The sequence below is a fragment of the Paenibacillus sp. NPDC055715 genome, assembly GCF_053617595.1.
Genome location: NZ_JBSHGA010000003.1, coordinates 235321 through 256278 on the forward strand (window position 1 = coordinate 235321; position 20958 = coordinate 256278).

At 49.1% G+C, this 20958-nt stretch carries 16 protein-coding genes; all 16 read left to right on the forward strand.

Features of this window, described 5'->3' with window-relative positions:
* The first annotated feature begins 116 nt into the window (after window positions 1-116).
* The 16 genes from ACWGOO_RS08195 to ACWGOO_RS08270 all read left to right on the forward strand — a co-directional run bounded on the left by ACWGOO_RS08195 (window position 117) and on the right by ACWGOO_RS08270 (window position 20957).
* Window positions 117-800 carry a metal-dependent hydrolase gene (locus tag ACWGOO_RS08195; protein ID WP_452482345.1) on the forward strand — a complete coding sequence of 228 codons (684 nt, stop codon included), beginning with the start codon at window positions 117-119 and terminating at the stop codon, window positions 798-800.
* A 464-nt stretch (window positions 801-1264) separates the two neighbouring features.
* Window positions 1265-5863, forward strand: coding sequence for a glutamate synthase large subunit (gltB, locus tag ACWGOO_RS08200; protein ID WP_452482347.1), 4599 nt, complete (start codon window positions 1265-1267; stop codon window positions 5861-5863).
* Window positions 5864-6185: 322 nt separating this feature from the next.
* Complete coding sequence (locus ACWGOO_RS08205) at window positions 6186-7823, forward strand: sensor histidine kinase (protein WP_452482349.1); 1638 nt, start codon at window positions 6186-6188, stop codon at window positions 7821-7823.
* Window positions 7824-7916: 93 nt separating this feature from the next.
* Window positions 7917-8552 carry a response regulator gene (locus ACWGOO_RS08210; protein ID WP_452482351.1) on the forward strand — a complete coding sequence of 212 codons (636 nt, stop codon included), beginning with the start codon at window positions 7917-7919 and terminating at the stop codon, window positions 8550-8552.
* A 331-nt stretch (window positions 8553-8883) separates the two neighbouring features.
* Window positions 8884-9627 carry a YveK family protein gene (locus ACWGOO_RS08215; protein WP_452482353.1) on the forward strand — a complete coding sequence of 248 codons (744 nt, stop codon included), beginning with the start codon at window positions 8884-8886 and terminating at the stop codon, window positions 9625-9627.
* Window positions 9611-10249, forward strand: a complete 639-nt coding sequence (locus ACWGOO_RS08220) for a CpsD/CapB family tyrosine-protein kinase (RefSeq protein WP_452482355.1) — start codon at window positions 9611-9613, stop codon at window positions 10247-10249. Before ACWGOO_RS08215 ends, ACWGOO_RS08220 begins: the two co-directional genes overlap by 17 nt.
* Before the next feature lie 39 nt (window positions 10250-10288).
* Window positions 10289-11182 (forward strand): UTP--glucose-1-phosphate uridylyltransferase GalU, encoded by an 894-nt coding sequence (gene galU, locus ACWGOO_RS08225; protein ID WP_452482357.1) that lies wholly within the window; start codon window positions 10289-10291, stop codon window positions 11180-11182.
* Window positions 11183-11198: 16 nt separating this feature from the next.
* Complete coding sequence (locus ACWGOO_RS08230; protein ID WP_452482359.1) at window positions 11199-11897, forward strand: sugar transferase; 699 nt, start codon at window positions 11199-11201, stop codon at window positions 11895-11897.
* A complete protein-coding gene (locus tag ACWGOO_RS08235; protein ID WP_452482361.1) occupies window positions 11897-12832 on the forward strand; it encodes a glycosyltransferase in 936 nt (311 codons plus the stop codon). The genes ACWGOO_RS08230 and ACWGOO_RS08235 overlap by 1 nt, the downstream gene beginning before the upstream one ends.
* A 10-nt stretch (window positions 12833-12842) precedes the next feature.
* Entirely contained in the window at window positions 12843-14180 is a 1338-nt protein-coding gene (locus tag ACWGOO_RS08240; RefSeq protein ID WP_452482363.1) for an O-antigen ligase family protein, read from the forward strand.
* A 4-nt stretch (window positions 14181-14184) separates the two neighbouring features.
* Complete coding sequence (locus tag ACWGOO_RS08245; protein WP_452482365.1) at window positions 14185-14955, forward strand: WecB/TagA/CpsF family glycosyltransferase; 771 nt, start codon at window positions 14185-14187, stop codon at window positions 14953-14955.
* A 5-nt stretch (window positions 14956-14960) separates the two neighbouring features.
* Complete coding sequence (locus ACWGOO_RS08250; protein WP_452482367.1) at window positions 14961-16394, forward strand: O-antigen ligase family protein; 1434 nt, start codon at window positions 14961-14963, stop codon at window positions 16392-16394.
* 5 nt (window positions 16395-16399) lie between these two features.
* Window positions 16400-17779: a lipopolysaccharide biosynthesis protein gene (locus ACWGOO_RS08255; protein WP_452482369.1), complete on the forward strand. Its 1380-nt coding sequence runs from the start codon at window positions 16400-16402 to the stop codon at window positions 17777-17779.
* 22 nt (window positions 17780-17801) lie between these two features.
* The gene (locus ACWGOO_RS08260; protein WP_452482371.1) at window positions 17802-18641 is read left to right on the forward strand and encodes a glycosyltransferase family 2 protein; all 840 of its coding nucleotides are present in this window, start codon (window positions 17802-17804) and stop codon (window positions 18639-18641) included.
* Window positions 18628-19815, forward strand: coding sequence for a glycosyltransferase family 4 protein (locus ACWGOO_RS08265; protein ID WP_452482373.1), 1188 nt, complete (start codon window positions 18628-18630; stop codon window positions 19813-19815). The genes ACWGOO_RS08260 and ACWGOO_RS08265 overlap by 14 nt, the downstream gene beginning before the upstream one ends.
* A complete protein-coding gene (locus ACWGOO_RS08270; RefSeq protein ID WP_452482375.1) occupies window positions 19809-20957 on the forward strand; it encodes a glycosyltransferase family 4 protein in 1149 nt (382 codons plus the stop codon). The genes ACWGOO_RS08265 and ACWGOO_RS08270 overlap by 7 nt, the downstream gene beginning before the upstream one ends.
* The last annotated feature ends 1 nt before the right edge of the window (window position 20958 follow it).

The window sequence follows — 20958 nt, forward strand, 5'->3', positions numbered from 1 at the left end:
TTTTTCGTGTACAGGTGAAACTTCTATGCAAAAAGAGGTATAATGGGTAAAGGAAATGAACCTGAGTTATGAGATTAACCTAAGTTATGAAAGTGACAATGGAGGTGGCAGATGATATGAAAATCACATATTACGGACATTCAGCGGTGCTGGTAGAGGAAGAGGGCAAACGGATTATCATTGATCCTTTTTTGACTGGAAATCCTAAAGCGGCAGTGAAAGCTGAGGATATTCAGGTGGATGCAGTGCTGTTGACGCATGGTCATGCCGATCATTTTGGGGATGCTGTTGAAATTGCCAAGCGCAACGATTGCCCTGTGATCGCGGTGGCGGAATTGGCTGACTATTGTTCATCTCAGGGAGCCAAGGTTCACAGTATGAACCTTGGAGGTGGTCACCAATTTGACGGCTTCCATGTAAAGTTCACGCTTGCGTTCCACAGTTCCTCTTTAACGGTGGATGGACAAACGATATATATGGGTGAGCCTGCGGGCATTTTATTGACCCTAGGCGGCAAAACGTTTTTTCATGCTGGCGATACTGCTCTGTTTGGCGATATGCGTCTCATTGGAGAGACCAACTCGATAGACGCTGCGGTATTACCGATTGGTGACGGCTATACTATGGGGCCGGACGATGCGCTGCTGGCAGCCAAATGGCTCCGGGCAAGTCGCGTGATACCAGTGCATTACAATACATTCCCAGGCATTGAACAGGACGGGAACGCCTTCTGTGACCGTCTGCACAAAGAAGGGATTGAGGGGAAAGCCCTGAATCCCGGCGAAAGCCTCGATTTTTAACCCGTATTGCCGAAGTGCAGGGATACGTCGGAGAGTCAGAATGTTCAACAGATATCCTTTGTCAGCCTTTTCTGTTCCTTCGGGAATGGGAAAGGCTGTTTTTTTAAAAAATAAATATTTATACATAAAATAGTATGTCTTTGCATTTCCGTATTGAAGCTTGATGTAAAAGATTTATTATCACAATCATAAAAACTTTGAATTGCTAACACTGATAGGTCAATGATAAAATAATAAAACTAATTAGATTTATCAGTAGATCCGACGTATTTTTCAAGTCAAGCTATTGCATAATTATTGAAAAGTATTCGCATTCGGCGGACCGTACCGCCTTGAGTACGTACATGTTTTGTTCCCCAATCCTCGTAGTTGTTCTTTGAGCCTACCTCTTGTTGCCACTGTCTTCTATTCGGCCACCTGTATTTCAGGCCAGCATGACTTTATACACAGAAAGGTTGCGTTCCATGAGACAGACAGGTTTACCACCCAAACAGGGATTATATGATCCCCAATTCGAAAAAGACGCCTGCGGCATGGGCTTTGTTGCCCACATCAAGGGAAAACCATCGCACGATATCGTAAGTCAGGCTTTGACCATGCTCGTAAATATGGAGCATCGCGGCGGTCAGGGAAGTGAACCGAATTCCGGTGACGGAGCGGGGATTATGATTCAGGTACCGCATCTGTTTTTCCAAGAGGAAGCGGAGCGACTGGGCTTCAAGCTGCCAAAGGCCGGACATTACGGCGTGGGTATGCTTTTTGTATCCAATGATCCGAAGGTTCGTGAAGTTCATGAGCAGAAGCTGATTAATATTATCGTAGATGAGGGCCAGAACTGTCTGGGATTCCGTGATGTTCCGACTTATGACGAAATGCTGGGCAAATCGGCGAAAGCAGCCAAGCCGGGCGTACGTCAGGTGTTCATCGGCCGTAGCAGTGATTTGAAAGAAGAGCTGGACTTTGAACGGAAACTGTATGTTATTCGCAAACGGGCGGAGCTTGCCATTCGCTATAATGAAGAGGACCAGAACCGTGAGTCGTTCTATATCCCGAGTTTGTCATGCCGTAAGGTTGTATACAAAGGTATGCTCACAACCGAGCAGGTAGGCAAATTTTATCTGGATTTGCAGGATGAGCGGGTGACATCGGCAATCGCGCTGATCCATTCCCGTTTCAGTACGAACACGTTCCCAAGCTGGGATCGTGCGCATCCTTATCGCTTTATGATTCACAACGGTGAAATTAACACGATGCGCGGCAACGTGAACTGGATGCATGCACGTCAGACCCAGTTTGAAAGTGAAGCGTTTGGCGAAGATATCAATAAGGTAAAACCGGTCATTAACCCGGATGGTTCCGATACAGCCATGTTTGATAATACGCTGGAATTTCTGTATCTGAGTGGACGTTCCCTGCCTCATGTAGCTATGATGATGGTGCCGGAGCCTTGGAACAAACACGAAACGATGGACCCGAAAAAGCGGGCATTTTATGAGTATCACAGCACGATGATGGAGCCATGGGACGGACCGGCTGCGATGGCGTTCACGGATGGTGTGCAGATCGGGGCGGTTCTGGACCGCAACGGCCTGCGTCCTGCACGTTACTATGTGACCAAGGATGACCTGATCGCATTGTCTTCAGAAGCGGGTGTACTGGATATTGCTCCTGAAAATATATTGTACAAGGATCGCCTCCGTCCGGGACGGATGCTGCTGGTCGATACCCGAGAGGGCCGCATCATTTCTGACGAAGAGTTGAAGGAGCGTATCGCTTCCGAGGAACCTTATCAGGAATGGCTGGATGAGCATCTGGTCAATCTGGATGAACTGCCGGAAGCGCTGGAGCAGCCAGAGCCGAAGTATGAGAATGTGAACCAGCTTCAGCTGGCTTTTGGGTATACGTTTGAAGAACTGCGCAAGATTCTGGAGCCGATGGCGCTCACGGGTGCAGAACCGATTGGCTCGATGGGATATGATGCTCCATTGGCGGTGCTGTCTGACCGTCCGCAACGTTTGTACAACTATTTTAAACAGATGTTTGCGCAAGTCACGAATCCGCCGATTGATGCCATTCGTGAAGAGATTGTAACGTCCACGGCAACTACGATTGGACCTGAGCGCAATTTGCTGCATCCAGAGCCGGAAAGCTGTCGTCAGATTCGTCTGGATTCACCGGTGTTGTCGAATGAGGAATTTGCTAAAATTCGTCACGTTCACCGTCCAGGCTTCAAGTCGATGACGATTCCGATCTTCTTTGAAGCGAAGGAAGGCGCGGAAGGACTGCGTAAGGCGCTGGAAGGGCTGTTTGAGGCAGCTGACCGTGTCATTGACAAGGGACATAACATCCTTATTCTGTCCGACCGTGGAGTGGATGCAGAGAATGCAGCCATTCCGGCGTTGCTGGCCGTCTCCGGCCTGCATCACCACCTGATCAAGCAGGGTACGCGCACACGTGTAAGTATTTTGCTGGAGTCCGGAGAGCCGAGAGATATTCATCATTATGCGGTGCTGCTTGGTTACGGCGTGAGTGCGGTTAATCCGTATCTGGCCTTCGAAACGCTGGATGTCATGATTCAGCAAGGCTTGCTGCGCGGTGTCTCGCATGATAAAGCAATTAAAAATTATATTAAAGCAGCTACCAAGGGTGTCGTTAAAATATTATCCAAAATGGGTATTTCCACGATTCAGTCGTACCGTGGAGCACAAATTTTTGAGGCTGTAGGTCTCAAACAGGACTTCATTGATCATTACTTCACCTGGACACCGTCCCGCATTGGCGGTATCGGTCTGGAGGAAGTGACTACGGAAGCGCTAGCCCACCATAACCGGGCTTTTACTGACAAGGACGGCAACGACAAAGTGCTGGATTCAGGTGGCGAATATCAATGGCGTAACGATGGGGAAGAGCATTTGTTTAATCCGCAAACGATACATTTGCTCCAGCAGTCGGTTCGCTCGGGAGACTACAAGCTGTATAAGAAATACGCCAAGCTGGTGCAGGGTGAAACGCAGCAGCATTTGACGATCCGCTCCATGCTTCAGTTGAAGCCTTCGGGTGAACCTGTGCCACTGGATGAAGTGGAATCTGCTGCATCGATTATGCGTCGTTTTAAGACGGGAGCTATGTCCTTCGGCTCGATCAGTCAGGAAGCGCATGAAGATATGGCGATTGCGATGAACCGTATCGGCGGCAAGAGCAACACCGGTGAAGGTGGGGAAAACCCTGCACGTTTCATTCCGGATGCCAATGGTGATTCTCGTCGCAGTTCGATCAAGCAGGTGGCATCAGGCCGATTCGGTGTAACGTCGAATTATTTGGTGAACGCCGATGAAATTCAGATTAAAATGGCGCAAGGCGCGAAGCCGGGTGAAGGTGGACAGCTACCAGGACGCAAGGTGTATCCTTGGGTTGCTGAGGTGCGCGGTTCTACACCAGGTGTAGGCTTGATTTCGCCACCGCCGCATCACGATATTTATTCTATTGAGGATTTGGCAGAGCTGATCTACGATCTCAAAAACGCCAATCCGCGTGCTGATATTAACGTGAAGCTGGTGTCGGAGGTAGGCGTAGGTACGATTGCTACAGGGGTGGCTAAAGGTCGCGCTGACATTATTCTGGTCAGTGGCTATGATGGCGGTACAGGCGCTTCTCCGCAAGGCTCTATCCGCCATGCGGGTATGCCTTGGGAGCTGGGCCTGGCCGAGACGCATCAGACGCTGATGCTGAATAATCTGCGTGACCGCGTGGTGCTGGAGACAGACGGCAAGATGCTGTCCGGCCGCGATTTGGTGGTCGCTGCTCTGCTGGGTGCAGAAGAATACGGCTTCTCTACAGCGCCGCTTGTGGCGTTGGGCTGTATTATGATGCGGGTTTGCCAAATGGATACCTGTCCGGTTGGTGTGGCTACACAGAATCCGGAGCTGCGCAAAAATTATATGGGCGATCCTGCCTATGTGGTGAATTTTATGCGTTTCATCGCAGAAGATGTCCGCGAAATTATGGCGGAGCTGGGCTTCCGCACGATTCAGGAAATGATCGGACGTACGGATTGTCTGGATACCGTGAACGCCGACTCGCACTGGAAGAAGAAAGGCGTCGATCTGAGCTTGCTGCTGCATGTTCCTGAGCTGGAAGACGGTAGTGTACGTTACCGCGTACAACGTCAAAACCACGGTCTGGAAGAAACGCTCGATATGCAGAAGCTCGTACCGATGGCTGCTGGGGCGCTGGAGAACGGAATAGCTGTAGAGGCTACCTTGCCTATAACGAACGTGAATCGGGCCGCGGGTACGATTCTGGGCAGCGAGGTCACCCGCAAGTACGGAGCGGCGGGTCTGCCTGAGGATACGATTCGCTTTAACTTCATCGGATCAGCAGGTCAGAGCTTTGGGGCATTTATTCCTAAAGGCATCACGCTGAGCGTTGAAGGCGACAGCAATGACTATGTGGGTAAAGGGCTATCCGGTGGTAAGGTTATTGTGAAGAAATCTCACAAAGCAACCTTTAAGGCGGAAGAGAACATTATTATCGGAAATACGGCTTTGTATGGAGCGACCAGTGGGGAAGCTTATATTAGCGGAATTGCAGGGGAACGCTTTGCCGTTCGGAACTCCGGCGCACGTATTGTTGTCGAGGGTGTCGGCGATCATGGCTGTGAGTATATGACAGGTGGACGTGTAGCTGTACTGGGCGAGACTGGACGGAATTTTGGAGCCGGGATGTCTGGAGGCATTGCATATGTCTATGACCCTCAGGGAACGTTCCTGAGCCGTTGTAACCTGGAAATGGTGTTGCTGGAAGGCGTGGAAGACCCTGCGGAAGCAGCGGACCTGCGCGGTTTGATTCAGCGCCATGTCACGTACACGGGCAGTGAAGCAGGACAACGCATTTTGGATGACTGGCAGACTGCGATTCAGCAGTTTGTACGGGTGATTCCGAAGGATTACAAGCGTATGATTGAACAGATACAAAAAGAAGAGGCAACCGGTTTGAGCGGAGATGAGGCTCTGCTGGCTGCATTTGAAGCCAATATGCGTGAATTAGCGCGTGCCGGGGGCTAATGTAACTCCGCCCCAAATTCACTAAAAAAGGACTTGCTGAATACCGCTGTTATGATCACAGTGGTACCAGTTAAGTCCTTTTTTAATTCTCTGAAAATATGATTTATATCATTGACAAACGTTATGATTTCTGACATTAACTCCAAAATATTTATCTGAAACGGTAAATGTGTTATAAAAAGTACCAAATTTTTTGGAATGTAACCGTTTAAGTTAAGTTTATGCCTTGTTATTTTTTTTTGGATTGGTTATGATTTTTTAGAGTACACAAACAAACTTAATTTACCCATCGTCACTTCAAAACACAGAATAGGGTGACAGGATGAAGTTGAAGAAGTCAGCAGAAGATAAAATGATTTTTTTGTACCGCTATGTATCACTATCTTTAACGTCGCTTGTTTTTCTGTTCGAATCATCCAGATTAAATGTGTGGCAGAAGTTATTACTCATTATTTTTCTATTTCTATCTGTTACATTATTTACGTGGATTTACCACAAATACAGACATCATGAGATGGTATTGAAATGCAGCATTGCTCTGGAAACCGCAGGGATCATTTTGTTGCTGCTCCCGACGGGATGGATGGACAGTCCGTTCAAATGGTATGTAATTACCCCTATGTTGGTGGCCTGTGCTCACCTTTCTATGAGGTATAGTTGGACGCTCCTTCTTTCTTATATCGGACTGGTACTCACATTTTGTTATACCCTTTTTACATCAGGTCAATATTTTTTGTGGGATCTCGTATTGCAGAACACCAATTTGTTTTTAGTACTGATTGTGACCATGATGGCCATGCAGGTGATCGGCGTCATGAAGAATGAGTTGAAGATGGCGAAGGAGCAAGCTAATGAGACGATGGAGCATATTAAGTCGATTTACCACATCATAGAGACGACTAGCCACAACGAGGCATTAAATCTGGGACAGGTCATCTCGGACTACACGGTTAAGCTGACGAAGCAGGGCCGCGCATTTTTCTGGCTGGACAGTCAGGAGGAGGATGCGCCGGAGAGCAGTCAAACGGGTTGGACGGTGGTGGAAGAGGAGCAGCTATTCGAGGAGCTGGAGAATTACCGTGAGGAATTTAGGGAAGAGCGGGAGCCGTTTTTCAGGCATTTGCCGGAATGGGGCGATTTTCTCATGATCATGGTACCGATGACGACTCGTTTTGTAGCGACTATTGGCCTTAAGTTGGAGCCGGATCACAGTCTGACGGGAAGACGCTGGCTCGTGCAACAACTGATATTTCTGGCTGAGCTGAGTGCTGTGTTTTTGGAGCGCTACGAGCTGGAGCGAATCGAAAATCAGTTAATTGTGACGAACGAGCAGAACCGGATTGCGAATGAAATGCATGATAGTGTATCACAAAGTCTTTTTGGCATTGTATACGCGGCGCATTCACTTCGGCAGACATGGCATGATCAGTCCAAGGAGCAGGTGGAGGAACAAATTGAACTGATTCAGCAATCCGCCAACCAGGCAGTCAGGGAGCTGAAAGGGGCAATTCATAGCCTAAGCTCGAAAAAGAGCGGGGGGCCAACATGGCTTGGAACAGTGAAAAGCCATCTGCATACACTGTCCAAGCTGAATCATGTACAGATAGACTTTGATATTCATGGGGATCATTTTTCACTGCCGTACTTGTACCAAAAGGCTTTGTTTCGTATCATTTCCGAAGCCGCAGGTAACTCAATCCGGCATGGTGTGGCCAAACGGATTGAGGTGAAGTTGAAATTGACGCCCCAAGTGATTAGATTGTCTATTCATGACGACGGAGTAGGGTTCGAGACGGCGAGAATAGTAACAGGAGGTGAGGCGGTCAGTGCAGGCAGTGGCCTGGGCATGATGAATATGGAATATTTAGCTCATTCAATGGGGGGGGAATTTGATATTTCAAGTCGAATCGGAGAGGGAACACAGATTCGATTATCCATTCCAGTAAATGCTTATGAATAAAAATGTGTGAACATCCTGTAATACAAAATCTGCGGTAACAATCGGATACAAAGGGATTATGCAAATCCTGAACTGTAGACAGGAGGCCGAATCATGAAAATTGTTATTGTCGATGATCATCCTTTAGTACGAAAAGGACTCGCTGCGGTTATATCCATGCAGCCCAATGTTCAGTTTGCGGGAGAGGCCCAGAATCAACAGGAAGCACTTGCGGTAATCGAGGAAACCGACCCGGATCTGGTGCTGCTGGATTTGAAACTTGCCGACGAATCGGGCCTGGATATTATCAAAATAGCACGAGGACGAGGTTTCAGAAGCAAATTTATTTTGCTGACATCCTCGGCCACACGGGAAGACTTCCTGAAAGCAGAGGAAGCTTCTGTGGACGGTTATGTACTCAAGGAGGCTTTGCCTGAGGAACTAATTTATGCGATTCATCTTGTCAACAAAGGACGCAAATATTATGATCCTGCTATTTTGGAAAACAAGCTGCGGGAGGATGCGGGCAATCTGACAGATGACCTGACACCGAAGGAAAAGGAAGTATTGGTCGAGTTGGGACAGGGGGTCTGCAACCGTGAGATTGCATCTCGGTTATTCATCAGCGAATTTACAGTCAAAAAGCATGTCAGTCAGATTTTGGCTAAGCTGCGGCTGGCGGATCGGACGCAGGCAGCGTTGTATGCCAATGCGATTGGTCTGGCGAAGTACGAACTAACGAACATCTAGCGTTTGATGCGCTGAAGGCGGTGGCGATGGAAAGCATCGTCCGACTGGCAGTAGCACCAATGTAACTTTCCAGTTCAGTTTATATAGTGAGTAGCAGAAGAAGCCTCAAAATCACCAGCTTCGGTGGTTTTGAGGCTTTTTTCAATTTATTTTCCCATAATCGACAAAGACTGGTACAAAAGTATACCATGCCGTAGCCAAAAGTATACAATCCCCTCCCCCTGTAGTGATGGAGAAAGTGCCGTCCGGTTCCATGTCATTCCCACAGCAGCTTGGTACAATTAGATCATAATTTAAATAAGAAGAGAAATTGTATGGAGGGAGGATTTTTGTGGAGAAAACCATCTTGGATTATCTGGTCCTGATTAAAAAAAGATTGTGGCTGATTGTGATTTTTGTCACTCTCTCATGCGTAACGACTTACTTTGTGAGCGACAATGTCGTGAAGCCGGTCTATTCCGCCTCAAGTCAGCTGCTGGTTAATCATATTTCCAGTAAGCAGGGGAGCAACAATCTGAACGACGTCAACACAAGCCTTAATTTGGTGGAAAGCTACAAGCAAATTCTCACTTCACCCAAAATTATGGAGGCTGTCGTAACGGCTCATCCCGAATTCGGCTTGACGCAGCAAAAGCTGGCAGAAAAGCTGCAGGTCAAAACCTCGGATAAAAGTCAGGTCATCGACTTGACGTTTGAGGCAGGGAGCTATCCACAGGCCGCCGCTGTTGTCAACGCAGTAACCCAGAAATTCGTGCAGACGGTTCCGGGGCTGATGGAATTGAATAATGTGAAAATCTTGAATGAGGCGGACCCGCGGGCCAATCCTGACCCGACCAATGGAAATCCGCTCATGAATATTGCGATTAGCTTTCTCGTATCGCTGATGATTGCACTGGGCACGATTGTGTTTCTGGAAAGCATCAACGGTACGCTGCGCACGGAAAAAGAGGCAGGTGCGGACATCGGTATTCCGGTGATTGCATCCATCCCGGTCATTCGCAAGAAAGACACCAACGGCGCAGCCGGAAATTCCAAAGAACGGGTAGGGGAGCGTAAATATGCTTCGATTGAATGACATGTTGATTACAGAAAGCAATCCTTCATCGTATGTCTCGGAATCATTCCGATCCCTCCGTACATACATCCGGCAGCAGGTCGTCGGGCAGACGGACCGCGGGACGGCTCTGCTGCTGACCTCGCCAGAGAGCGGAGCGGGCAAAACAACGCTGCTCGCCAACATCGGCGTTTCCTTTGCACAAGAAGGCAGGAAGGTGGCTCTGGTGGATTGCAATCTCCATACACCAGCGTTACACGAGATATTTGGATTGGAGAATACCGGAGGTTTATCGGCTTATTTGCGGGGTGGAGCTTCTTCCAAGTCCATCGTCAAGTATGGCGTGCCGGAGCTGTCTGTTATTCCCGGCGGAGACACCTTGTACAACGCAGCTGATCTGCTCGGCAGTGAACGCATGGCGGAGCTGCTGGAAGAGCTAAAACGCGAATATGACATCATACTGCTCGACTCGGCTCCGGCGCTGAACTATACGGATGCCCGCCTGGTCGCAAGCTTGACGGATGGTGTGATTCTCGTCGCCAGACACGCCCGGACCAAACGGGAAGATTTACGTAAAACAAAGCAGCTCATGGATCAGGCCGGTGCGACACTGGTTGGAATTGTGATGAATCAGGTGAAGTAAGCAACACCAAAATTCAATGAAGCAAGGAGAACGAGTGCGATGACGAAAAGAGTGAAAAAGGCCATTATTCCAGCAGCGGGGTTGGGTACGCGCTTCCTTCCTGCGACCAAAGCAATGCCTAAGGAAATGCTTCCGATTATCAATAAGCCTACGATTCAATATATCGTGGAAGAAGCGATTGCTTCCGGTATTGAGGACATTATTATCGTAACAGGCAAAGGCAAGCGTGCTATTGAGGATCACTTTGACAACGCATTTGAGCTGGAATCGAAACTGCTGGAGGACGGCAAGCTGAAGCTTTTGGAAGAGGTACAGCGCTCTTCGGGAGTAGAAATTCACTACATTCGCCAGAAAGAGCCTAAAGGTCTGGGACATGCGGTATGGTGCGCAAGACGCTTTATCGGGGACGAGCCATTTGGTGTACTGCTTGGTGATGATATCGTAACAGGTCAGAAGCCTTGCCTGCGTCAACTGATGGATCAGTATCAGGAAACTCAAAATTCCGTTATCGGTGTGCAGCGGGTACCGCAGGAGTTTACGAACCGCTACGGTATCATTGAACCGGATCAACAGAACGGACGCCTGTACCGGGTAAACAATTTTATAGAAAAACCGGCCCCGGGCACAGCGCCTTCTGATCTGGCTATTATGGGACGTTATGTATTCTCACCAAAAATTTTCAAATATCTCGATCTTCAGGAAAAAGGGGCAGGCGGCGAAATTCAGTTGACCGATGCCATCCAAAAGCTGAATCAAAGCGAGCGCGTGTACGCCTACGACTTTGAAGGAACACGTTATGACGTGGGCGAGCGTCTTGGTTATATTTTGACCACACTTGAATTTGCACTCGCTAGCGATGATTTGAAGTATCCGGTTATAGAGGCTATGAACGAGTGGCTGAAAAAGACCGAGAAAGCAACCACGGCAGGTTGAGAGGGGGTACGTGAGCATGAGCATGGAAAATTTACCGGAGGACGGCGAGGCTGTCATGTCAGGTAAAACGTTTTACATGCCATACGGAAATACACAAATTCAGGATAAAACGTCTTACTTGGCAACCAAGCGATTCCTCGACATGTTGCTGTCTTTCGTGGGTTTAATCGTATTACTGCCGCTTTTTATAGGGGTGGGTATTTTGATCAAGCTCGAAGATCCGAAGGGAAGTGTGTTTTTTAAGCAAATTCGGGTGGGCAAGAACGAGAAGCTATTCAATATGTATAAATTCCGTTCGATGGTGTCCAATGCCGAGGAGCTGAAGAAGGATTTGATGGAGCTGAATGAAGTGAGTGGCGCCATGTTTAAAATTAAGAACGATCCGCGGATTACGAAGATTGGCAGTTTTTTGCGCAAGACGAGTATTGATGAAATTCCGCAGCTGTGGAATGTGCTGATCGGGGACATGACGTTAGTGGGCCCGCGTCCGCCATTGCCGAGCGAGGTTGAACAATATTCTGATTATGACAAGCAACGCCTGATTGTAACACCGGGATGTACCGGCTATTGGCAGGTGAGCGCACGTAACAGCGTAGGCTTTGAAGAAATGGTGCAAATGGATTTGAAGTATATTCATGTTCGCAATACGTGGCTCGATCTGAAAATTATTATGAAAACAGGCATTAAAATGCTGTTCTCCAAGGATGCTTACTGATGGATGCATTCAAGCGGTGTCCCGCAGTGTCCGTCGTTATTTGCACCTATAACCGGGCGGATCTGCTGGAAGCAACGCTAATGTCCCTACTGGAGCTGAACGACCTTGCGCTAGCTGAGATCATTGTGGTCGATAATTGCTCCACGGATCATACGTCAGCGAAGATCAAAGGATTTAGTGCCGTATACGGTCAGGATATTCATCTCCGATATCATTATGAGCGCGAGCAAGGATTATCAGCCGCTCGTAATGCAGGCATTACGTTATCGAGGGCAGAAGTCATTGCTTTTCTGGATGATGATGCGATCCCGTGTGTTACATGGCTGCAAACGATTATGTCGACCTTTGGGAGCAATCCCGAGCTGACGGCCATGGGTGGGAAGATAGACCCTTTATTTGAAACGGAACGACCGGGCTGGTTGACAGGGCCGCTTGAGCTGCCTTACACGATTATTGACTTGGGAAAAGCCATCCGCGAATATCCGGCGGGACTGAATCCGTTCGGAGCGAATATGGCCATGCGCAAAACGGCTTTTGCTGCCGTGATGTTCCCGCTTCATTTGGGAAGAAAGGGAGACATCCTCTTATCCGGTGAAGAATCGTGGGTATTCGAGCAAATTCGTAAAAATGGCGGAACAATCATATATCATCCTCACATGGCTGTGAAGCATTTTGTTCCGGCTGCACGGTTAACAAAGGAATGGATTATGAAACGTTACTACTGTCAGGGCATGTCTCACGCTGTTCAGGCCGTAGGTCTGCGCGGCAACGTGATGTTGGTGGCGAAGACAGCAGCCAAATGGTTATACAACACGATGGACTCCCTGCTGGCACGTACTGAGGGCAGGAAGCTGTTGAATCGGTGCAGATTTGAAAGTATACGGGGAACCCTGGATACGCTGCGCAACCGGAAAAGCGAGTCAGCTGCGGGGTGAAAGATTAAACATGAGCAATTATCACTGGACTTCGAGAATAAACACAATACAGCATGTTTTCATTTTTCTTCTGGGCGCTCTTGCTGTAGGAATTGCGGCTACTTATCAGCCGGTGGCCAGCATTGCGGCGGTATGCTTACTGCTTCTGCTGGCCGTTTCTATCCATCATCCGGAGCGCATCAGCTACGCAGTTCTGCTGAGCACGGCGGTATCAGTGGATTTCCTGTATCAGGGTGGCGTATTCGGCATCGAGATTTTGTCATTGTACAAATTGGGCATTTTGGCCTTGCTGGTACCGTGTATGCTCGTTTACGGCATACGCCTCAAGTTTAGCTATCCGATCTGGGCATTGGTGATCATGCTGGGAATTACATTTGGATTTTCAGCATGGCTGCCTACGCTGACGACCTCGATTGCAGTAAAAGCTTTCGTCGGACTATCGTTGCCCTTCTTTTTTCTACTGATCCAATGGAAAAAGGATGTGGCCGAAAAGCATATCCGGCTGATCAGCCTGCTGCCGATCATCAGTGTGGTCGTTGGACTCGGTTTACAGGTCGCAGGGCTGCATTCGTTTACTGATGTAGAATTTACGGGAGCGGTGAGAGTACAGGGAGCGAACATTCCGCCGCATCTGGCGATGCTCTCCTTTCTCGGGATTGCCGTCTCGCTGATTGAGATCAAACGCAAGCCGCAGCAAGCTGCCTTTTATTATACGGTGCTGGCGCTGAACTTTTTGATTCTGATTGCCACCGGCACACGCGGGCCGATTCTGGCACTGTTGCTCATGTTTGCTGTGTATCTGTTCGATATCGCCCGGCAGTATCTCAAGGGAAAAGTCAATTATTTGCTGCCGCTGGCCGGATCGTTTTTGATTGCTCTGGGGGCAGTGGCCCTGCAATGGAACAATTTGAAAAAACGCTCCTTCGAGCGGGAGACCGATACAGGAATTGACCTGTCGGGACGCTCGGAGGCATGGGAATATTTCTTGAACAGAGTACAGGATTATCCGTGGTCAGGCAGGGGTCTTGGCGCGGTGACGGTTGCGAACGACGGGACGTTATTCAAAGGCTTTGTCGTACCGCATAACGAGTATATACGCTTTTATTTTGACACGGGATATATCGGCTGCGGATTATTGATGCTTTCATTGCTGGTCGTGTTCGTTCTCATTTACCGGTCGCTTGCCAAGTCGATCAAACCTTATTTTGCAAGCTTGATTGCGGGCTTTCTGATTTATTCGTTTTCAGATAACACATTGTCGACAGTTCAAATGATTATTCCATTTTGCTGGTATTTGAACGCTTTATACCAGACATCTACGCAAACCGATTTTCGCAAAGAGAAGTGATACGATGAGCAGAGTGAACATGTTCGATGTCAACTTTGATAATTATGATTTTAACGATCTACTCGAATTTATAGATACTTCTATTGAGCATCAGCGTCATTCCTACATTTTGACCTGTAATGTCGATCATGTGATCAAGCTTCGCAAGGATGATGAATTCCGCAAGGTATATTCCGATGCGGGAGCTGTAGTGGCCGATGGAATGCCTATTATTTGGGCGTCCAAGTTGCTGAAAAAGCCCCTCAAGCAAAAGGTGTCAGGTTCCGATTTGTTCACCCGGCTGGGGGAGGCTTTTGAGGATCGAGGCTATCGGTTGTTTTTTCTGGGTGCGGCGGACGGTATTCCCGAGAAGGCGATGCTCAATCTTCAGGAATCGTACCCGAACATGAAAGTAGTGGGCTGTTACTCTCCCTCCTATGGCTTTGAGGAAAATGAGGAAGAGAACAGACACATTGTCCAATTGCTGCAAGAGGCCCGCCCGGACATCGTTTTCGTCGGCGTAGGCGCACCTAAACAGGAAAAATGGATTTACAGATATTACGAGACATATCGCGCTCCGATTTCGATAGGAGTGGGAGCTACGTTTGATTTTCTGTCGGGAAATGTAAAACGTGCACCGGAGCTGATGCAGAAGACGGGATTTGAATGGTTTTGGCGGTTGTTTCAGGAGCCTAAACGTTTGTGGAAAAGATACTTGATTGAGGATTCCGAGTTTCTCGTTCTGCTGTTTAAGGAAATGTTCAAGCGGGACCGGATGAAGGGAGGTCAGGAGTGAGAAATATGAGTCGGCTGGCAGATCAGCAGGTTTCCGTTTGGTTAGGAAATCGGCGTGGAATCGGTATGGGAGTGCTGGCTTGTATGCTGCCACTCGCCATCGGATTTGTCAGCGCCAAGATGAATCCCACCATGAGCCAGCAAGGAGCCACATTGCTGGCGCTCGTTTTTCCGGCCTTTTTGCTGGCGATCATTCAATCGCGGATGCTGATTCCGTACACACTCACGGTATGGGCAGTAGGACCGGAAATCCGGCGCATTGCGGACTGGCTGGAGGGAACGTATCACTCGGTGTCCTTGCTAAGCTTGGCACCCTTGCTGGTAAGCAGTATGTTGATTATTCCCGTGCTGCGCGGCATTCATCAGGCGGAAAAGCCATTGACCCGGATTCTTGTGTTTTTTGGTATTGAACTGGCCTATGGAAGTGCGGTCGGCTTGTTCAAAAATGGTATCGTTTTTGCCTATGATTTAGCCAACTATGTGATTCCTTTGCTACTTCTGCCTTATCTTGCGATTAAGCCCATGAAAGCGAAACAGCTGGATCGTCTGCTGTATTCATTTGCCAACATTGCCGTTCTCGTGGCGATTTACGGCATTATTCAGTATTTGACGGTGCCTCCTTGGGATGCGTTTTGGATGAATAACGTAGAGATGAATTCTATTGGTTTACCAGAGCCGCTTCAAATCAGAGTTTTCTCTTCGATGAACTCGCCTGGTCCCTGTGCTATTTTCCTCGCAATGGCGCTTGTACCCATGCTGATGGAAAAACGGTGGCGCGGCACATTGGGATGGATTGGAGTCCTGCTGACGGTTGTTTGTCTTTTGATCACGCTGGTACGTTCGGCCTGGCTCATTGCATTCGTTATGCTGCTGGCTTATATTCTCACTTCATCCTCTAAGGGCAAGTGGAAAACCTTGTTTCAACTTGCTGTCGTTGGTCTCCTTCTCTACATCATTGTTCCGAAGCTACCGGGAGCAGAAGGTCTGGTGGCCCGCATGCAAACGTTGACGGATATTCAACAGGACCATTCGTACAACGAACGCTTGGATTTGCTGCATACGATGATTCCCGCCATTGTCGGTAACCCGGTGGGGCAGGGGATCGGGAGCGTAGGAATCGGAACCAAACTTGATAATGGCGGCGATCTCGGTGAACTTGGAATTATGGATAATGGCTATATTGCTATTTTCCTCACCTTCGGTATTTGCGGAGCATTCTTTTTCTTCGGTGGTCTGATCGTTATCATCAAGCGCCTTCTCGTCCGCATTGCCGAGCGAGATTCCAGTCAGCCTTATATCAGACTGGCGCTGGCTACGTGGGCCGGAGCTGTAGCCAGTCTCATATCGGATAACGGTTTTCCCGGTATGCGCGGCTATCTGATCTGGATGATGATCGGAATAGGACTGTGGGCAAAAGATGTCATCGCGGAAAGAAGGTAAAGGCTGTGCAAAACTTACAAACATTATCCGCACCTGTCCGGACACTATGGTCCACGGTGGTTCACTTTGCCAAAAGCAAGGATAGCAGCTCGGCAGCAGTCAAAACGATGATATTCAGCATGCTGATTCTCGTCGTGAACATGCTGACTGGCGTGCTGACGGCCCGATTCCTGGGTCCTACCGGACGCGGGGAACAGACCGCGATGGTGAACTGGTCCCAATTTCTCGCCTTCTGCATGAGCTTCGGTGTCCCGTCCGCGTTGATTTACAATGCGAAAAGGAACCCGGAGGAAACGGGCAAGCTGTACGGCCTCGCCTTGCTACTGGCGACGATGTTCGGGGGCTTGGCGACACTCATCGGCGTGTTCCTGATTCCTTATTGGCTGCGCTCCTTTTCTTCATCGGTCATCCTGTTCGCGCAATGCTCCATGATGATGTGTCCGCTTATTGCGATCTCACAGATCAATAATGCATTGCTTCAGGTCCGGTCGGAATACAAGCAGTACAATTTGTTCCGGTATCTGGTACCGCTGAGTACGCTGCTGGGTCTGGCGATCTTGATCCTGACGGGTCATATGAATCCGTATACTTCTGCGCTGGCGTATTTGCTGCCGGGGATGCCGATTTATATCGGTGTTACGATTCGAATGATTCGGCTGTACAAACCGAAGGTGAAGAACAGCTGGACGCAATTCAAAAATCTCTTTACCTACGGTATGGGTTCATACGGGAACGATCTCATGGGGCAGGTTTCTTATTATATCGACCAGATCCTAATTGCAGGTCTGCTCAGACCGGCTGATCTCGGCTTATATGCGGTAGCGGTCAGTCTGGCCCGGATGGTGAATGTATTTTCAACCTCGATTATCGTCGTGCTCTTTCCCAAAGCCTCTGGGTTAAACAAGGAGGACGCGGTTGCAATAACATTCCGGGCATTTCGGGTGACTTCAACAGCAACGATTCTGGCTGCCATGATGCTGATGCTGATTGCTCCGTTCGTATTTACATTGCTATATGGTCAGGAGTTTAAACAAGCGCTTACGGTGTTCCGGTTACTGGTGCTTGAGGTTGCTATTAGCGGAGGAACCATGGTGCTGGCACAGCAATTCATGGCGCTGGGTAAGCCCAAGCTGGTTACCATCCTACAGGGTGTCGGATTGGCGCTCGTCATACCATTGCTGTCTATACTCGTTCCGAGATACGGCCTGACGGGTGCAGGGATAGCGATGCTGTCTTCGGGGATTCTACGGTTCGTTTTCATTTTATGTAATGTTAAATTCGTTCTGAAAATGAAAATTCCGAGACTGCTTATTTCCAAACAAGATATTCAATGGCTTCGATCAACGATGTCACACTACATCAGGAAAAAGCCAGTTAACGGTTAGATAAAGAAGGAGGCCCCCCCTAATGAACCACATGTCTAGCGTTCCCAAGGACAACCGATTATCCGTAGTTATTATCGCTCAGGATGATGGAACTCGGATCACAGCCGCCATTAAATCCTGCAAGCCCTTTGCGGACGATATCGTCGTCATTGACGGTGGGAGCAAGGACAATACGATTCAGGTAGCTGAATCATTGGGCTGTCGGGTGTTTTCCAATCCGTGGCCCGGTTATGCGAAGCAGCGCATGTTTGGTGTTGAAAAAGCCAAATTTGATTGGATTTTCCTGATTGATACGGACGAGGTGGTAGATGCGGAGCTTCTTGGAGATTTGTTGAAGGTCAAGGAAACGCTCCATGATCCGGCCAAAGCATACTCTGTGTTTCGAATTGGTGATTTTCTGGGCAAATGGATGAACAAAGGCGAGTATTTGGTTCGTCTGTACAATCGGCGTATTTATGGCATTACAAATAGTCTTGTTCATGAAATGCCGGATGTAGCCTCTTCCCAGATCGTCAATCTGGAGGGTGTGTTATGGCACTACGGCTTCCGCAGCATCAATGATCATATGACCCGTTTTAACAAGTACACAGACCTCGAAGCGGAGACGGCATTTAACAAAGGCAGATCCTTTCGAATTACTAGGCTGTTGTTGCGGCCTCCAGCCCGCTTTGTGCAAAAGTATTTTGTCCAAGGCTTATACCGCAAGGGATTAGCAGGTTTTGCAGTAGCGGTCTTTTGGGTGATGTACGAGTTTCTGGTCTGCTTCAAGCATTATGAGCTGACGAAGCGGCGGAAAAAAATAGAGATTGTGAAAGACGAACAGACCGAGCAGAAAGGAGAAACCAGCTATGTTGTACAATAACGGATTTCGCATTGCAGCAACAGGGCTTAGTTGGCCGTCCTTGCAGCCCGGTGGTTTAAACACCTACTTCAAATCCATCTGTGAGCAACTGGCGGAACAAAATACGCTGGATGCTTTAATCTGTAGCGATGAGAAGCCGCAAGTGCCTGACAGTATTCGAATTCATTCGATTGGCAGCAAACAGCAATCCATCTGGAAGCGTCGAGAGCTGATGCGAAAATATGCAGCAACGCTGTTCGACAAGCAGCCGATAGATGTGCTGTACTCCCATTTTGCCCCCTATGGTGTCGGACCGGCGCTGGAGGCGAAAAAACGAGGGATTCCGGTAGTCACCACCTTCCACGGCCCATGGACAGAGGAAATGAAGATTGAAGGGCAAGGTCTCAAGCATCTGCTGAAAACGACGTTGGCCAAATCCATTGAAATGAAGGCTTATGGTCTGGCGGACAAATTTGTAGTGTTGAGCGAAACCTTCCGGGATATTTTGCATGAGCATTATAAGGTTCCACTCAGCAAAATCCATATCATTCCCGGTGCAGCGAATGTAGAGAGGTTCCATCCGGCAGAGGATCGAGGGACGGTGCGGGAACGGCTGAATTTGCCACAGAATGCGACGATTGTGCTGACCGTCCGTCGTCTTGTTAACCGAATGGGACTGCTGCAACTGCTGGAAGCATGGCGGCGGGTAACCGAGCGTCATCCTGATCATCTGCTGTTGATTGGCGGGAAGGGACCTCTGATGGAGGAACTGGCTTCCAAGGTGGCAGAATACAATCTTCATAATCATGTGAGATTGCTTGGATATGTATCGGATGAAGAACTTCCCCTGTATCATCAGGCATCGAATATGTTCGTTGTGCCGACACAGGCACTGGAGGGCTTCGGCCTGATTACGGTGGAGGCGATGGCCTCGGGGGTGCCGGTCATGGCGACTCCTGTAGGCGGCAACAAGGAAATTTTAAGTGGATTCCGTCCGGAGCTGTTGTTCCGGGGAACGGACAGCGAAGCCATTGCGGAAGGACTGTTGCGTGTGCTGAATAACCGCGAAGCCCTTCCCAACGCACGGGAATGCAGGGACCATGTCCTGAGCAAATATACGTGGGCACATGTGGCGGAGCAGGTGGAAGACGTGTTCCGGCAGGCTCTTGACAGAAAGGCGGCGGCAAAATGCTGAGAATAGCATATATTGACCACACGGCAAGATGGAGCGGCGGCGAAGTCGCGTTGTATAACATACTGACGAACATCGGGGAATATATCGACCCGCTCGTCATTTTGGCGGAGGAAGGGGATTTGGCAGATCGCCTTCGGCAACGTGACATTGATGTTCGTATCGTTCCGCTGGATGATTCCATTCGCAACCGTGGGCGAAATGCCGTCAATCTGGGCGCCCCTGCGGCAGCCTACCGACTGTTGGCCTATGGGAAAAGGCTTGCGCCTTTGCTGCGCGAGGAAAAGGTTGTGTGTGTTCACACGAACTCGCTCAAGTCGGCGTTCTACGGCGCAGTAGCCGCGAAGTCAGCGAAGGTGCCATTGATCTGGCATATCCGTGACCATATCGGCCCGCCGTACCTGAAGCCGATTGTAGCCAAAGGCATTCGGCTGATGTCCCGCTTTTTGCCCAACGGCGTCATTGCCAATTCCAAGTCCACGCTGAGTGCGCTGGAGCTGCCCCCAGACAAAAAGACGCTCGTCGTCTACTCGGCATTTGCGCAGGCGATTACGGCTCGTGATGTGACTGCAAATTCACGTGACGATGACTCGTTTAACGTTGTATTGGTCGGCAGACTGGCAGAGTGGAAGGGGCAGCATATTTTACTGGAAGCGGCGCGCTCTTTTTTACCGGATAAGCGTGTGAAATTTTGGCTGGCTGGAGATGCGCTATTCGGCGAAGAGGAATACAAACGCCGTCTGGAATCCACGATGCGCGAATACGGATTAGACAACGTCAATTTACTTGGACACGTCGATGACATTCAGGGCTTGATGCAGCGTTGTGATCTGCTCATTCACACCTCCATCACACCGGAGCCGTTCGGGCAGGTCATTATTGAAGGCATGGCCGCAGGTCTGCCGGTGATTGCTTCGAATGAGGGTGGGCCCAAGGAAACCGTCGTACCGAACGAAACCGGGTTGCTTATTGAACCGGGTGATCCGGTCAAGCTGGAAGAAGCCATCCGCTGGATGCTGGAGCATCCACAGGAACGTCAGCACATGGGCGATAAAGGGAGGGAACGGGTCAAGAAGCATTTTGTTATCGAGAACACGGTTAAGGATATAGTTCATTACTATAAGGGTTTGTTGGCAGGAATCTGAC

Bases quoted from the DNA above. Each gene is read 5' to 3' on its own strand.
- ACWGOO_RS08195 (WP_452482345.1), top strand. From the start codon at position 117: ATGAAAATCACATATTACGGACATTCAGCGGTGCTGGTAGAGGAAGAG.
- gltB (WP_452482347.1), top strand. From the start codon at position 1,265: ATGAGACAGACAGGTTTACCACCCAAACAGGGATTATATGATCCCCAA.
- ACWGOO_RS08205 (WP_452482349.1), top strand. From the start codon at position 6,186: ATGAAGTTGAAGAAGTCAGCAGAAGATAAAATGATTTTTTTGTACCGC.
- ACWGOO_RS08210 (WP_452482351.1), top strand. From the start codon at position 7,917: ATGAAAATTGTTATTGTCGATGATCATCCTTTAGTACGAAAAGGACTC.
- ACWGOO_RS08220 (WP_452482355.1), top strand. From the start codon at position 9,611: ATGCTTCGATTGAATGACATGTTGATTACAGAAAGCAATCCTTCATCG.
- galU (WP_452482357.1), top strand. From the start codon at position 10,289: ATGACGAAAAGAGTGAAAAAGGCCATTATTCCAGCAGCGGGGTTGGGT.
- ACWGOO_RS08230 (WP_452482359.1), top strand. From the start codon at position 11,199: ATGAGCATGGAAAATTTACCGGAGGACGGCGAGGCTGTCATGTCAGGT.
- ACWGOO_RS08235 (WP_452482361.1), top strand. From the start codon at position 11,897: ATGGATGCATTCAAGCGGTGTCCCGCAGTGTCCGTCGTTATTTGCACC.
- ACWGOO_RS08240 (WP_452482363.1), top strand. From the start codon at position 12,843: ATGAGCAATTATCACTGGACTTCGAGAATAAACACAATACAGCATGTT.
- ACWGOO_RS08245 (WP_452482365.1), top strand. From the start codon at position 14,185: ATGAGCAGAGTGAACATGTTCGATGTCAACTTTGATAATTATGATTTT.
- ACWGOO_RS08250 (WP_452482367.1), top strand. From the start codon at position 14,961: ATGAGTCGGCTGGCAGATCAGCAGGTTTCCGTTTGGTTAGGAAATCGG.
- ACWGOO_RS08260 (WP_452482371.1), top strand. From the start codon at position 17,802: ATGAACCACATGTCTAGCGTTCCCAAGGACAACCGATTATCCGTAGTT.
- ACWGOO_RS08265 (WP_452482373.1), top strand. From the start codon at position 18,628: ATGTTGTACAATAACGGATTTCGCATTGCAGCAACAGGGCTTAGTTGG.
- ACWGOO_RS08270 (WP_452482375.1), top strand. From the start codon at position 19,809: ATGCTGAGAATAGCATATATTGACCACACGGCAAGATGGAGCGGCGGC.